Source organism: Cryptosporangium arvum DSM 44712 (genome assembly GCF_000585375.1).
GTDB classification, from domain to species: Bacteria; Actinomycetota; Actinomycetes; order Mycobacteriales; family Cryptosporangiaceae; genus Cryptosporangium; species Cryptosporangium arvum.
The window spans coordinates 7,600,887-7,613,778 of the sequence record NZ_KK073874.1 but is presented as its reverse complement, the minus strand read 5'-3'; the positions used below and the strand labels follow the sequence as shown (position 1 = coordinate 7,613,778).

At 72.6% G+C, this 12,892-nt stretch carries 18 protein-coding genes; 8 read left to right on the top strand and 10 right to left on the bottom strand.

The genetic code is table 11. The features are described 5' to 3' along the window. Nucleotide 1: 1 nt before the first annotated feature. The 3 genes from CRYAR_RS34575 to CRYAR_RS34565 form a co-directional block, all read right to left on the bottom strand. The gene (locus CRYAR_RS34575) at nt 2-991 is read right to left on the bottom strand and encodes an RNA polymerase sigma factor SigF (protein WP_245620561.1); all 990 of its coding nucleotides are present in this window, start codon (nt 989-991) and stop codon (nt 2-4) included. Continuing rightward, nucleotides 988-1,467: an ATP-binding protein gene (locus tag CRYAR_RS34570; protein WP_051571331.1), complete on the bottom strand. Its 480-nt coding sequence runs from the start codon at nt 1,465-1,467 to the stop codon at nt 988-990. The genes CRYAR_RS34575 and CRYAR_RS34570 overlap by 4 nt, the downstream gene beginning before the upstream one ends. A gap of 66 nt (nt 1,468-1,533) precedes the next feature. Next, nucleotides 1,534-2,139, bottom strand: a complete 606-nt coding sequence (locus CRYAR_RS34565; protein WP_084702027.1) for an SRPBCC family protein — start codon at nt 2,137-2,139, stop codon at nt 1,534-1,536. A gap of 467 nt (nt 2,140-2,606) precedes the next feature. On the opposite strand from CRYAR_RS34565, the gene CRYAR_RS34560 reads away from it, so the two are divergent. Further along, nucleotides 2,607-3,962 (top strand): glycosyltransferase, encoded by a 1,356-nt coding sequence (locus CRYAR_RS34560; protein WP_051571330.1) that lies wholly within the window; start codon nt 2,607-2,609, stop codon nt 3,960-3,962. Here the strand turns inward: CRYAR_RS34560 and CRYAR_RS34555 are convergent. After that, on the bottom strand, nt 3,861-4,280 hold the full coding sequence (locus CRYAR_RS34555) for an STAS domain-containing protein (RefSeq protein WP_084701346.1): 420 nt from the start codon (nt 4,278-4,280) through the stop codon (nt 3,861-3,863). The genes CRYAR_RS34560 and CRYAR_RS34555 overlap by 102 nt on opposite strands. Before the next feature lie 217 nt (nt 4,281-4,497). Here CRYAR_RS34555 and CRYAR_RS34550 point away from each other — a divergent pair, with 217 nt between their 5' ends. From CRYAR_RS34550 to CRYAR_RS34530, 5 genes are all read left to right on the top strand, one after another. Continuing rightward, the gene (locus tag CRYAR_RS34550) at nt 4,498-5,481 is read left to right on the top strand and encodes a YihY/virulence factor BrkB family protein (protein ID WP_035857397.1); all 984 of its coding nucleotides are present in this window, start codon (nt 4,498-4,500) and stop codon (nt 5,479-5,481) included. Nucleotides 5,482-5,493: 12 nt separating this feature from the next. Continuing rightward, nucleotides 5,494-5,943 carry a phage holin family protein gene (locus tag CRYAR_RS34545; RefSeq protein ID WP_084701344.1) on the top strand — a complete coding sequence of 150 codons (450 nt, stop codon included), beginning with the start codon at nt 5,494-5,496 and terminating at the stop codon, nt 5,941-5,943. Next, nucleotides 5,940-6,323 (top strand): DUF3618 domain-containing protein, encoded by a 384-nt coding sequence (locus CRYAR_RS34540; RefSeq protein WP_035857396.1) that lies wholly within the window; start codon nt 5,940-5,942, stop codon nt 6,321-6,323. The genes CRYAR_RS34545 and CRYAR_RS34540 overlap by 4 nt, the downstream gene beginning before the upstream one ends. Further along, nucleotides 6,320-6,592: a DUF4235 domain-containing protein gene (locus CRYAR_RS34535; RefSeq protein WP_035857395.1), complete on the top strand. Its 273-nt coding sequence runs from the start codon at nt 6,320-6,322 to the stop codon at nt 6,590-6,592. The genes CRYAR_RS34540 and CRYAR_RS34535 overlap by 4 nt, the downstream gene beginning before the upstream one ends. A 160-nt stretch (nt 6,593-6,752) precedes the next feature. Then, nucleotides 6,753-6,962 carry a hypothetical protein gene (locus CRYAR_RS34530; RefSeq protein WP_035857394.1) on the top strand — a complete coding sequence of 70 codons (210 nt, stop codon included), beginning with the start codon at nt 6,753-6,755 and terminating at the stop codon, nt 6,960-6,962. On the opposite strand, the gene CRYAR_RS34525 is transcribed toward CRYAR_RS34530, so the two are convergent. Next, nucleotides 6,959-7,960 carry a Gfo/Idh/MocA family protein gene (locus CRYAR_RS34525; protein WP_035857393.1) on the bottom strand — a complete coding sequence of 334 codons (1,002 nt, stop codon included), beginning with the start codon at nt 7,958-7,960 and terminating at the stop codon, nt 6,959-6,961. The two genes, CRYAR_RS34530 and CRYAR_RS34525, sit on opposite strands and share 4 nt — an antisense overlap. Before the next feature lie 75 nt (nt 7,961-8,035). On the opposite strand from CRYAR_RS34525, the gene CRYAR_RS34520 reads away from it, so the two are divergent. Next, entirely contained in the window at nt 8,036-8,380 is a 345-nt protein-coding gene (locus CRYAR_RS34520) for a hypothetical protein (RefSeq protein ID WP_157018289.1), read from the top strand. Here CRYAR_RS34520 and CRYAR_RS34515 read toward each other — a convergent pair. From CRYAR_RS34515 to CRYAR_RS34495, 5 genes are read right to left on the bottom strand one after another with little or no spacing between them, the layout of a single operon-like run. Next, nucleotides 8,377-9,024: a glycosyltransferase family 2 protein gene (locus CRYAR_RS34515; protein WP_211247780.1), complete on the bottom strand. Its 648-nt coding sequence runs from the start codon at nt 9,022-9,024 to the stop codon at nt 8,377-8,379. The two genes, CRYAR_RS34520 and CRYAR_RS34515, sit on opposite strands and share 4 nt — an antisense overlap. Then, entirely contained in the window at nt 9,018-9,620 is a 603-nt protein-coding gene (locus CRYAR_RS47735) for a class I SAM-dependent methyltransferase (protein ID WP_035857391.1), read from the bottom strand. The genes CRYAR_RS34515 and CRYAR_RS47735 overlap by 7 nt, the downstream gene beginning before the upstream one ends. Next, a complete protein-coding gene (locus CRYAR_RS47730) occupies nt 9,617-10,345 on the bottom strand; it encodes a PIG-L deacetylase family protein (RefSeq protein WP_211247779.1) in 729 nt (242 codons plus the stop codon). The genes CRYAR_RS47735 and CRYAR_RS47730 overlap by 4 nt, the downstream gene beginning before the upstream one ends. Continuing rightward, nucleotides 10,342-11,268: an acyl-CoA/acyl-ACP dehydrogenase gene (locus CRYAR_RS34500; protein ID WP_035857390.1), complete on the bottom strand. Its 927-nt coding sequence runs from the start codon at nt 11,266-11,268 to the stop codon at nt 10,342-10,344. The genes CRYAR_RS47730 and CRYAR_RS34500 overlap by 4 nt, the downstream gene beginning before the upstream one ends. Before the next feature lie 46 nt (nt 11,269-11,314). Then, on the bottom strand, nt 11,315-12,049 hold the full coding sequence (locus CRYAR_RS34495; protein ID WP_035857389.1) for an STAS domain-containing protein: 735 nt from the start codon (nt 12,047-12,049) through the stop codon (nt 11,315-11,317). A gap of 179 nt (nt 12,050-12,228) precedes the next feature. Between CRYAR_RS34495 and CRYAR_RS34490 the strand changes: the two genes are divergently transcribed. Next, a complete protein-coding gene (locus CRYAR_RS34490; RefSeq protein ID WP_063725807.1) occupies nt 12,229-12,891 on the top strand; it encodes a nucleotidyltransferase family protein in 663 nt (220 codons plus the stop codon). Nucleotide 12,892: the final 1 nt, after the last annotated feature.

Below are 12,892 nucleotides of genomic sequence, written 5' to 3'. Positions count from 1 at the left end.
CTCACTCCTCCAACAGGCCCGCTCGCAGCTTCGCGAGCGTCGACGCCAGCAGCCGGGACACGTGCATCTGCGAGACACCGATCTCCTGGGCGATCTGCGTCTGTGTCTGGTTGCCGAAGAACCGGAGCGCGAGCACGCGCCGTTCCCGCGGCGGGATCTTGGCCAGCAACGGCTGCAGCGCCTGCCGGTACTCCACGGCGTCGATCGCGGTGTCCTCACCGCCGAGCGTGTCGCCGAGCGACGGGGCGTCGGGCTCGGCGCCCACCGGAGTGTCGAGCGACGTCGATTGATAGGCGTTGGCGGCCTCCAGCCCCTCCAGCACTTCCTCGCGGGAGAGGTTGAGGTGCGCGGCCAGCTCGCTGGCGGTCGGCGCGCGCCCGTTGTGCTGCGAGAGTTCGCCGACGGCCGCGTTGATCGACAGGTGCAGCTCTTTGAGCCGCCGCGGGACGCGGACCGACCAGCCCTGGTCCCGGAAGTGGCGGCGGACCTCGCCCATGATCGTCGGAATGCCGAACGACAGGAACTCGACGCCCCGGTGCGGGTCGAACCGGTCGATCGCCTGGATCAGGCCGACCATCGCGACCTGGGTGAGGTCTTCGAGCCGCTCGCCGCGGTTCGCGAACCGGCGCGCGATGTGCCGCGCCAGCGGGAGGTGTGCGGTGACCAGCTTCTCCCGGACCGCGACCCGCTCCGGATCGTCCTCGTCGAGTTCGACGTACCGCTCGAACAGCGGCGCGACCGAGGAGTAGTTGTCGTAGTCCAGCCGCCTGCCGTTGCCCTGGTCGGTGAGGTGGGCGGTCAGCTTGGACGAGCCGTAGCCGTCGGAGGAGTCCCGCCGGGGCTTCGGGCGTTCGGTCTCGGGTTCCCCCCAGAGATCGCGGTTGCGTTGGACCCCCAGATCCGCTTCCGGGCGGAGCTCCGACTCGGCGTCGGAGTCCGCCGGGCGCAGGCCGGGGTCGCGAACGTCGACGCCCCCTCCGCTCTCGGTCACCGGCGCGCTCCTTCTGGGTGCACCTTCACCAGCAGGGAGGTGCGCAGCTCGAACCCGTCGTCGACGGCCTGGGTCTCGGTCGTGATGTGGTCGGTGAGGCTGCCCAGCAACAGCAGGCCCAGCTCGTCCTCGGCCGGGGCCGGCTGGGGAGCCCAGGCCGCGACCACCACCTCGACGGCGTCGGAGTGCTGGATGAACCGGCAGTGCAGCGGCTCACCGGCCCCGGCGGCACGCACCAGTGCGGTGCAGGCCTCGTCGACGGCGAGCCGCAGGTCGGCGACGAGGTCCAGGTCGGCGTCCGCGCGCAGCGCGATCGACGTCGCGATCGCGCGCAGTACGGGAAGTTGTTCGGGTGTCGCCGGGCAGATGACCTCCACGGCGTTCTCGGCGGCATCCTGCTCACGCGCGGAGCGGGTGAGCAGGGTCGGTGCCGGGTTGATCTGGGCGGAGTGTGCGTGGCGCAGGGTCGCTGGCACCGGATACCCCCTCATTCCAGCGCCGGCCGGGGGTGCGGAACCCGGCCGACGCCGACGGTTGGATCGTCAGATCACGGGCGGGGTCGCCGGGCGGCCCTCGTCGTGGGCCCGCTGGGCTTCTTCCCTGGTCAGGTTGGTCGTCGGCGGGACGCCGTGCGCGATCGCGCTCGGGTCCTCCTCGGTACGCGGCGAGTAGTGCGCGGGTGCGCCCTTCTGCGGCGGCGCGTCCTTCTCGCCGCGCCAGGCGCCGGTCGGGCCCCCGCGCTCCTCGATGAACGTCTTGAAACGCTCCAGGTCGCCCTTCACCCGGTGCGAGACCAGGCCGAGCGCGTCGCCGGCCTTCTCGACCGCGCCCTCGGGATGGAAGTCCAGCTGCAGCATGATGCGTGTGTTCTCGTCGTCGAGCCGGTGGAACGTGACCACACCGGCCTGCTTCTCACCGCTGGTGCTCTTCCACGCCACCCGCTCGTCGGGGCGCTGCTCGGTGATCTCGGCGTCGAACTCGCGCTTCACGCCGGCGATGTTCGTGCGCCAGTGGGTGTGCAGGTCGTCGGTCTGCTGAATGCTCTCGACGCCCTCCATGAACTGCGGAAACGTCTCGAACTGCGTCCACTGGTCGTAGGCCGTGCGAACCGGCACGTGGACGTCGATCGACCGCTCGATGGTGCTCACGTCTGTGTCCTCCTCGCGGGGGCGGTGGCCCGGATGGAACGGACCGGCCACCCGGGTCGGTGAGAATTGCCGACGGGTGTCCCGTCGTGAAAGGCCCGCTGCTGGACCCGGGGGATACGGACCCACTCGGGATCCGCTCCGCGGACTCCGGGCGTCCACGCGCCCGGCCGCTCGTCTCCGCCCCACTGCCGACCAGCGATAACGCCGTGCGTGCGACTGGTGGGGCCACAGCACCCATACCCGGGTCTGCTGCCCTCACACACCTGATTCCGGGCGATTCGTGACGCGCTTTCCGCGTGGGCGTCGAAGTTGCGGTACGACCGGAGCTGTTTACGGTGAGTGGTGAGCGTCTTCACGGCGCAGCGCGTGCGCCCGTAGTTTCGCGCGCTGCGCTTTCGCTTCGGTTGGCTTAGCGTAGGAGCAGGAGCGGCTTCCCTGTCTCGTCCGCTTCGGAAGGGCAGTGCTTCATGAGGATCGCGATGGTGTCGGCGCCGGTCGACCTGCCCGTCACGGCTGGGCGGGAGGTGGCCGCCCAGGTCACGGCCCTGGCAGCGGCACTCGCCGAGGCCGGGCACGACGTGGACGTCTACACCAGGCGCGCCGATGCGGCCGCTCCGAAAGAGGCGCACGAGACGACCGGGGTGACGGTCCATCAGGTCGACGCCGGCCCCGCGCAGCCGATTCCCGAGCAGGAGCTGGCCGCCTGGATGAGCGACTTCGGGCGTGCGCTCGCCGAGGAGTGGCGTAGCGACCCTCCGGAGGTCGTCCACGCCTACACCTGGACGTCCGGCCTCGCCGTCTCCGCCGCTCAGCGGCAGCTCCGGGAGTCCGCGCTCGTCGGCGGCGGAGCCAGCCAGGCGCCGGTGCCGGTCGTGCTGACGCTCGCCGGCTTCGGCGCCGAGCTCCGTCGTACGCCGGGCGGCGCCCCGGCCGACGCCACGCTCTCCAACCGCATCCGGCTCGAGGTCGCACTCGCCCGGTCGGTCGACGCCGTGGTCGCCGGAAGCGACGACGAGGTCGACGAGTTCACCCGGATGGGGGTGCCGCGGGAACGCATCACGATGGTCCCCGCCGGGATCGACGTCGACCGGTTCGCGCCCGGCCCCGCGCTCGACGCCGCCGAGGAGCCTCGCGTGGTCGCGCTCGGTGACCTGACCCCGGTCAGCGGCTTCGAGACGATGATCGCGGCGCTACGCGGCCTGCCCGGCGTCGAACTGGTGATCTTCGGAGCCACCGTCGACGAGCAGGGAGGCGCCGACGAGCTGGCGCGCCTGCGGAAGGGCGCGGCGCAGCTCGGCGTGGCGGAGCGGGTGTCGTTCGCCGACCCGCACCTCGACCGGACCGATCCCGGCTACCGGCCGGCGCTGCTGCGTTCGGCCGACGCCGTGGTCTGCGTCCCGTGGCACGGTCCGGTCAGCGCCGGCCGGGTACTCGAGGCGATGGCCTGCGGGGTCCCGGTCGTGGTGACCGCGGTCGGAGCGGTCTCCGACGTGGTCGTGGACGGGGTCTCCGGCGTGCTGGTGGCGCCGCGCCGGCCCGATCAGCTCGCGTCGGCGATCCGGTCGCTGCTCGCTGACCCGGTGCGTCGGCTCGGGTTCGGGGTCGCGGGCGCCGACCGGGCGAGGTCGCGGTACGAGTGGTCGCGGGTCGCGACCAGCGTCGAACGGGTGTACCGGCGGTTGCTGCCGGTGGTCGAGGAAGAAGCCGTGCTCGAGGACGAGCTACCAGGCGTCGAGCGGGTCGGAGACGGTGACGAACGCGGCCGAGAGACCGGTGATCTCCAGCGGTCGGAGCACGCTGGGTCCGTCCGCCACCAGGCGTAGCTGCACCTGATCGGTTTCGCAGCGGCGGGCCACCGCGATCAGCGCGGTGAGCCCGCTGGAACCGAGGAACCGCACCGGCCGCAGATCGACGAGCAGGCGGTTGCAGCCGCGGTCGAGTTCGTCGTCGACCACGGAGATCAGCGTCGGTGCGGTGAGCATGTCGAGTTCGCCGTCGACGCGGACGGTGGTGAGGCCGCTGGCCTCACGCTGCGTAGCGACCGTCAAGGTTTCCTGGACGGGAGAACCCGCACTTTCGGCGACGGTCCGGACCTCCACGCCGCTGGCTGCAGCGGGGTGTTCGGCCTTCGGTGGCGTCATGGGTTACTCCCTCGCTGAACGCCGCGCATGGGCGCGCGCCGCCGGCGCGCGACCCGAAGTGGCTGGCTGCTCAACCGCTCCCATCCCGTCCAGACTACGTGTGGCGTGGCCGGGACAACAGGGTGGACCGGACAGGAAGGAAGTTCCACCCCGCCCCGGAGTATTGACCACCGTTACTCGGGGTATGGGAGGCGTACCGACTCCAGGGGGTGACCGGATGACCGCAGTGCCCGCCGGCTCGAGCGCAGCACGCGGTCGGCAAGCGAACTCGCCCCGTCAGATCCCGCTGCGCGGCTGGAAGGACGTTCTCGTCCGCACCGTCCGCGAGTTCAAGGACGACCAGATCTCCACCGCCGCGGCCGCCGCCGCGTTCTACGCCTGGCTGGCGCTCATCCCGGCCGCGATCGGTGCGATCACGATGTACGGCCTGGTCGCCAGCCCCGACGTGATCGCCGGCCAGATCGACGAGCTGACCGCGAGCCTGTCGTCGGACGTCAAGCAGGTGATCACCGACCCGATCACGGCCGCCACCAACGCCAGCGGCAAAGGCCTGTCGATCGGGTTGATCATCTCGCTCGGCGCCGTGCTGTGGAGCGCGTCGGGCGGCATGAACGGCATGATCCAGGCCGTCAACACCGCGTACGACGAGGTGGACGAGCGCAACTTCCTGAAGAAGCGCGGGCTGGCGATCCTGATGACGCTCGGCGCGATCGTCGCGTTCGTGGTTGCGATCCTGCTGGTCGCGGTGGTGCCGCCAGTGCTCGACGCGCTGCAGCTCGGAGCGTTCGCCAACGGGATTGTCAGCATCGGCCGCTGGGTACTGCTGGCGCTGCTGATGATGTTCGGGCTCAGCCTGCTGTACCGCTTCGCGCCCGACCGGAGCAACGCGCGCTTCCGGTGGATCTCCTGGGGCGCCGTGGTCGCCACCGTGCTCTGGCTGATCGCCTCGGCGGGGTTCTCGTTCTACGTCAACAACTTCGGTAGCTACAACAAGACGTACGGCGCGCTGGCCGGCGTCATCGTCCTCAATCTCTGGCTCTACATCTCGTGCCTGGCGATCCTCTTCGGCGCCGAACTGAACGCCGAACTAGAGGCCCAGACGGAGCGCGACAGCACCACCGGGCCGGCTGAACCCCTCGGGCACCGCGGCGCCCGGAAGGCCGACGAGGTGGGGCCCAGCACCCACGGTTCGCTCACCTAGGAGGAACAACACATGGCCACCCACACCGAACCCAGAGTTCAACCTGTCGACGCCCCGTCGCCGGGGCGGTTCGACACCGGTTCGGCGTCCACCGCCGAACTCGTGACCCGGATGGCCGACCAGGTCTCGACGCTCGTGCGCGACGAGCTGAAGCTCGCCCAGTTGGAGCTCACCCAGAAGGGCAAGAAGGCCGGGCTCGGCGCCGGCATGTTCGGCGGGGCCGGGGTCGTCGCGCTCTACGGCGTGGGCGCGGTGGTGACCGCGGCGATCGCGGCGCTCGCGCTCGTGCTGCCGGTATGGGCGTCGGCGCTCATCGTCGCCGTCGTGCTGTTCGCCGTGGCCGGCGTGCTCGCGCTGACCGGTAAGAAAGAGTTCCAGCAGGCCACGCCGCCGGTTCCGGCCGAGGCTGTCGACGGCGTGAAGCGTGACATCGAGACCGTGAAGGAGCGTGCGCACCGATGACGGCGGACAAGACCGAGGCGAAGGATCCCGATCAGCTCCGCGCTGAGATCGCCGAGATAAGAGCCGACCTCGGCGACACCGTCGAGGCCCTCGCCGCTAAGGCCGACGTGAAAGCGCAGGCCCAGGCGAAGGTCCGCGAGACGGTGGAGACCACGAAGGTGCAGCTGGACTCGCTCAAGACGCGGGCCGCCGAGCGCACCGAGGTGGGCAAGGTGAAGGCGCAGGCGTCGGCGGAGCGCGGCAAGGAGGCGCTCGCGCGGTACGCGCCGTGGCCGCAGGTCGCGGCGGGTGCGGCCGCGACCGTGGTGGCGCTCGTCATCGGCGGCCGCAAGCTGCGGGCCCGGCGGGCCACGCCGGTCCGGCGGAGGTTCGGCCGATGAGCAAGGCTTCGAAGGTCGTCTACCGACCGATCGGTCTGGCCTCCGGTATGGCCGGTGGTCTCGTCGCCGGGATCATCTTCAAGCAGGTGTGGAAGAAGGTGTCCGGGCGGGACGACGCGCCCGGTGCGACCCAGAGTGAATACGGGTGGGGCGAAGTGTTGCTCGCGTCCGCTATTCAGGGAGCGATCTACGCCGTGGTCAAGGCGACGATCGACCGGGCGGGCGCGCAGGCGTGGGCCCGGTCCACCGGCGAATGGCCCGGCGACTGACGGTGATCCATAATGGAGCCGTACGCCCCGATCGGGCGTACGGCTTCTTTGTGCTTTCTCCATCGGTACAGCACGCCGGTCGGGGATTGATCTCCCGTGACCCGGGGTAGCTGGCATCCGTCCTCGTGCCGCGAGGGCGCTTCGATCAGGAGAGTGCACCATGACGCAGGTCGCGGCGGTCGCCCGGCGAGGAACGTTCGTCACGTGGGTCTGGGCCAGGGCCGCCCGGGTCGCGGCCGCTTCGGCGGCGTGGGCCCGCGCGGAACGGCACGCGTTCCTGTCCCGGCCCACGGCCGGCGCGTTCCACGGCGAGCAGCCGCCACCCGGCGGCTACCTGACGCAGATGCGCTCCACCTGGGGACGCCCCTAATCCGCGCGCAGCCGTAACGGGCGGCCTTCGGCGGCTGAGCGGGTGAGCGCGTGGGCCAGGCGGTGGGTCCGTACCGCCTGTGCGTAGTCCACCAGGACGCCGCCGCGTGCGTCGGGCCGGCGGACCGCGTCGACGAACGCCCGGTCGATCGCGCGGACCGCGGCGCCGGCGTCGACCGCGTGCCACTCCGACCGGTCGCCCACCCGGATCTCGCACCCGTCCTCGGTGATCCGCGCGCCGGCCCCGTCGGCATGGATCTCCAGCTCCGCCACCCGCGACCCGGTGCCGTTCCCGTCGGTCGCACGCGGTGCGAACCGGCACGTCGTGGCCAGCGTTCCCACCGCTCCCGACGCGAATCGCAGCGTCGCCGCGGTCACGCTGTCGAAGTCCGTCCCCGGAACGGGTGCCTCGTCGCCCAGCGCGTACACCTCGACGGCCTCGCCGGCGAGCGCGCGCAGCAGGTCGAGCAGCGGCCCGACCTGTTCGATCAGCGGCCCGCCGGACTGCTCGCGGCGCCCCCACCACGGCGCGCCGCCGACGGCGTCCAGCCAGGTACCGGTGACCAGCCGGATCGGACGCCCGGCCAGCGCGGACCGCGCCCGGGACACCGCCGCGGAGTACCGCCAGTGATGTCCGGCCGCGGTGACCAGCCCGGCCGAGGCCACCCGCCGGGCCAGCGCGTCCGGCCGGTCCCGATCGACGCCCAGCGGCATCTCGACGTACATCGGCACGGCCGCGTCGAGCAGCTCGTCCTCGATCGGGCCGTGCGCGTGCGGCGGGACGCAGACGAACACCGCGTCCGGCCGGAGACCCAGCAGCGCGGCCAGGGTGGGCGCGACCGTACTCGCGGTGCGTGCGGCCAGCTCGGCTGCCGCCCGCACGTCGGGGTCGGTGACGCCGACGATCGACACGTCGTGGAACCCGGCGAGAACCGACGCGTGCCGGGCCGCGGCCCGCCCGGCACCGACCAGACCGACCCGACACCGCGTGCTCGCCACCTGACTCAGTGTCCACTACTTGGGGGTCGTCGTCCGATCAGGTTTTCCTCCGGCGTCAGCGGACATGCCACCGAAGTGAGCAATCAAGAGCAGCCGGCGCCCGCTTACCGCGGCGTGGAACACGAGAACGACCCGGGCCTGGGCACGGCGATCGCCGAGGAGGCGCCGGCCGAGTCGGGCACGCTCTCCAGCGCCTCCGACGAACGCACCGCGCACGACGTCTCCACCGACGAGACCCCGCAGGCGCCGGGCCGCTCGACCGGCGACGAGGGTTTCCCGACCGGCTCGACCGAGACACCACCGGCGGACGACGGAGTCCGGACCGGGGGTGCCGGGGTGTCGGGGCGGCAACCGGGGCCGGCCGACCTCGAGAACCCCGGCGGAACCGGGTTGACCACGACCGACACCGAAGGCGCCTAGAGCGCCCGGAGGAAGCCGCTGAAGCCCTCGGGGGCGCGGGCGTGACGACGGGCGCTGGTGAACACGCGCACCTCGGTGCTGCGCGCCACCCGCAGCCCGGCCTCCAGGGCGCTGCGCACCAGCGCGTGGTCCTCGGCGACCGCCACCGGCCGGAAGCCACCGGACCGCCGGTACGCCACGCCGCTGAGCCCGAGGTTCGCGCCGTGCACATGGGCGTGCAGGTTCTCGCGGTACGCGTCCCGGAACGCCACCGCGGTCGCCTCCGGCCAGTCGCCCCAGTCGTCGACCAGGACGATCCCGGTGACGACGTCGGCGCCGGCCCCGGCCAGCCGCAGTTGCTGGGCGAACCAGTCCGGGGTCACCCGGGTGTCGGCGTCCGTGCAGGCCAGCCAGGTGTCGTCGGCGAGTACCGCGGCGGCACCGGCGGCCCGGGCCCGGCCGACGTTGCGGGCGCTCACGGTCAGCGTGTCCACCCCGAACCCGGCCGCGACCCGGGCGGTGTCGTCGGTGCAGGCGTCGAGCACGACCAGGACGTCGACCGGGAGCGGTGCGTGCCGCGTGGCCTCGCGCAGCGCGTCGAGACAGGCGGGGAGCAGTTCCTCCTCGTCGTGGGCCGGCACCACGACGGCGATCCGTCTCAGCACAAGCCGTCGCGGGCGGCGACCGACCGCGCCGCCGGAGGGACCCGGGCGTAGACCTCGAGCCGGAAGTCCTCCTCCTCGTGCCGGACGGTCCGGGACAGCTCCGGCCGGCCGGAGAACGCGGTGTGCACCGTTTCGCCGTCGATCGGGTAGTCGGGCACCGGGTGGAGCCAGTGCACGAGCACCAGGTCGCCGCCGGGTTCGAGGCCGGCGATCGTGGCGTCGACCAGCCGCTCGAGCGCCCGCCGGTCGAGGTAGTAGCCGACCTCGGACAGCACGATCAGATCGAACGTCTCGTCGGGCCACTCCTCGGGGAGGCGGCGCAGCTCCACCCGGGCGCCGGGTGCGTTGGCCCGCGCCCGGGTGATCGCCGCCTCGGCGACGTCGGTGCTGAGCAGCGTGTCGCAGCGGTCGGCGAGCGCGGCCGTGAGCACGCCGATCGAGCAGCCCGGCTCGAACCCGGCGCGGTACCGGCGGCGGGGGAGCGCGGCCAGCGTCAGCGCGTACTTGCGCTCCTCGTACCAGCGGGAACGGAAGCCCCACGGGTCGTCGTCGGCGGCATACATCCGGTCGAAGTACTCGGTGGGAAGCGTGGTCACAGGAAAAAGCCTTCTTCCGGACGGTCGAAGCGGGCGAGCACGTGCGGCGGGAGGATCGGCGCGTCGGCCGGGGCCGGGCCGAGTGGCTGCACCTGGGTGACGAACGCGGCGAGCGCGTGCCGTTTCGCGGCGCGCTCGGCGTCGGTGAGCGGGAGGCGCCGGAACCGGTCCCAGGGCACCCGGGGGTCGTCGGGCCGGGCCCAGTGCCAGGTCCAGATCGGGTACTCGACCAGCTGGGCTCCGGTCCGCGCGCAGGCGGCGGCGGCCGCGCGGCCGACGATCTCGTGATCGGGGTGACCGTCGCCGCGCCAGCTGGCCAGGCACCAGCGCCCGGCGGTGAGCAGGGCCGCGAGCGTGGCGGTGAGCGCGGCTTCGTCGATGCCCCCGTCGGGGTGGCCGAGGCGGTGCACGGTGGGTGCGTGCAGGCCCAGGCGGGCGAGCGCCTCGTCGGTCTCGGCCCGGCGCAGGGCCGCGAGCTCCGCCCGCGAGTGGACCGTGCTGCCCGGGTGCGACGCTTCCCCGTCCGTCACCGCCACGACGTCGACGCCCGGCGCGCCGGCCGCCGCCAGCCGGGCGAGGAGGCCACCTGCTCCGAGCACCTCGTCGTCGGGGTGCGGGGCCACGACGATCGGCGCGGTCGCCGGCACGCTCAGCACCGGCCAGGTGGGCGACCAGGCCTGCCAGGACGCCTCGGCGGTCCCCGCGCCCTCGATCAGTGGGCTCACCAGCCCGCTCCGGTCAGCAGGACATCGGTGCCGAGGTCGGCCAGGTCGCGCTCGGCGTGGCTCTGACGCAGGTAGACGGTGAGATCGGCGGTGCGTCGCGCGTGCTCGGCGTCCTGGCAGAGCGGGCCCGCACCGAGGGCGCGGCCGACGTGGTCGAGCGTCGCGGTGGCGGCGGCCTCGACCGCGGCCCGGACCCGCCGGACCGGGCGGCGGAGCGCCGCGGCGTCGAACTCGGTGTCGATGAGCGCGGAGACCTGGTCCAACAGGGCCGACGCACCGCCGAGCGCGGTGTCCACCGCCCCCAGGTGCGCCAGCGCGTGCGGATCGGTGGGGGCGGACGACACCAGGCGCTCGGCCACGCCCACGGCGGCGCCGTACCAGCACGCGGCCACCCCCGCCCCGCCGGCCCAGAACCCCGGCCGGTTCACGTAGTCGCCGACCCCGCCCACCGGAATCCCGCGCGCCCGCGTGAAGCGCACGGTCCGGCTGTCGCTGCCCGCCATGCCCACCGCCGGCCACGTCCCGTCCAGCGCGGTCACCGCAGGCTCGGTGACGTCGACCGCGAACAGCCGCACCCCGTCATCGGTGGTCGCGGTGACGAGCGCCCGGGTGCAGACCCCGGCGCCGGAGCACCAGGGCCGGTCACCGGCCAGCCACCAGGTGCCCTCCTCCCGGACGGCCACGATCGAGTTCGGCACCGCGGCCCAGACACCCCAGACCGCATCCGCGGGGTCGGGGCCGTCGAGCTCGGCGAGGATGGCCACGGCGTCGGTGTGGCCCTCGGCCAGCCTGCCAAGGACGGTGTCGGTGCGGGCCAGCCCGGCCAGCGCGGCGAACCGGTCCGCGGTCCGGCCGTGGCCGGGAAGGGGAAGGTCGAGTGCGCCGGATCCGTGTGCGGCGAGGAACTTGCTTGCGGTGGGCACCGCTGCTGATTTCCCCGGTCCGAGCCGGTCTAACGTGATGTGGGGGTCAGGCCGGCAGGCGCACGACGGCCCAGACGACCTTGCCGCCCTCGATCGGCAGGCAGCCCCACCCGCTGGCGAACTCGTCGACCAGGAGCAGACCGCGTCCGCTCAGCGCACCGATCGGCGGATAGCCGGCGCTCTTCCGCGGCGGGGTGGGATCGCCGTCGCCGACCGTGAGGTGGAGCAGGCCGCGGCGGAGCACCACGCTCGCGACCAGATCGGTTCCCGCGTGCTGAACGGCGTTGCTGACCAGCTCGGACATGATGAGCTCGGCCGGGAGGACCAGGTCGTTCAGCCCCCACTCGCGGCACGCCTCGGCCACCATCGAGCGGGCCCTGGGCATCGCCATCGTGCCGGGGCGCAGCTCCATGCGCTCCCGCCGCACCGGCGGCGGGAGCCGGACGGCCTCGCTCAGCGCCTCGACCAGCGACGCGTAGACCGGGATCTGCCAGAGCCGGGTGACCGGCTCCAGCCGTTCCCGGACCTCCGGCGGGCCGGCCGTGAGCACCAGCGGGACCACCGGCCATTCGGCGGCGCGCCGGCTGACCGCGCCGAAGACCGACAGCGCGGTGGCGGACGACACGTCCGCCTGGGACAGGTCGACGATCACCGCTTCCGGGCATTCCACCAGGCACTTCAGCAACGCGGCGCGAACCTGATGGACGGTGCCGAGGCGCAGGTCACCGACCAGCTGCAGCACCGTGATGGGCTGGGTACGGTCGATCTGGCAGCTGAGCACACAGCCCTCGCAGGTTTGCCGCGCGGAACACGCGACCGAATCTCGGTCGGGGCGTTAGATACCCCGAAGGACGCGAAGAATTCGTCCGGTTTCCATGCTACGGCGTCGCGATGACGGCTGTTCGTGTCACTGGAGATCAGGACGGGTATCTCCGCCCGACAACGGGGTAAGGGGGGACCATGAGTGGAGATCCGGACGCGCTGATCGTCACGATGAAGAAGGTGGCCAGCACGTTGAAAGCGGCCGAACTCCCGTTCGCGCTGGCCGGAGGCTTCGCGGTCTACGCCAGAGGCGGCCCGGCGTCCACGCACGACGTCGATTTCCTGATCCGGCCGTCGGACGTCCAGTCGGCGCTGGGTGCCTGCGTCGATGCCGGCCTCCGGCCCGAGCAGCCGCCGGAGGACTGGCTGGTCAAGGTGTACGACGGGGAGTGCCTGGTCGACTTGATCTTCCGGCCGTCGGAGCGTGAGGTCACGGTCGCGATGCTCGAGCGGGCCGAGGAGATGCCGGTCGAGGCGGTGCGGATGCCGGTGCTCTCGGCCACCGACCTGCTGCTGAACAAGCTGCTGGCGTTCACCGAGCACTACTGCGACCTCACGACGGTGTTGCCGCTGGGGCGGGCGCTGCGTGAACAGATCGACTGGGACCTCGTCCACGACGCGACGGCGCACTCGCCGTACGCGGAGGCGTTCCTGCTCGCGGCCGAGCGGCTCGGCATCGCGCCACCCGGCACCCTGCGCCTCGACGGCCTCGGCCACGACGCCGGCCCGGCCTCCACCGGGGCGGCGCACTCCGAGTCGGAGCCCGAGCCGTCGTCCGACCCGGCTCCCGCCGCGGTCTAAC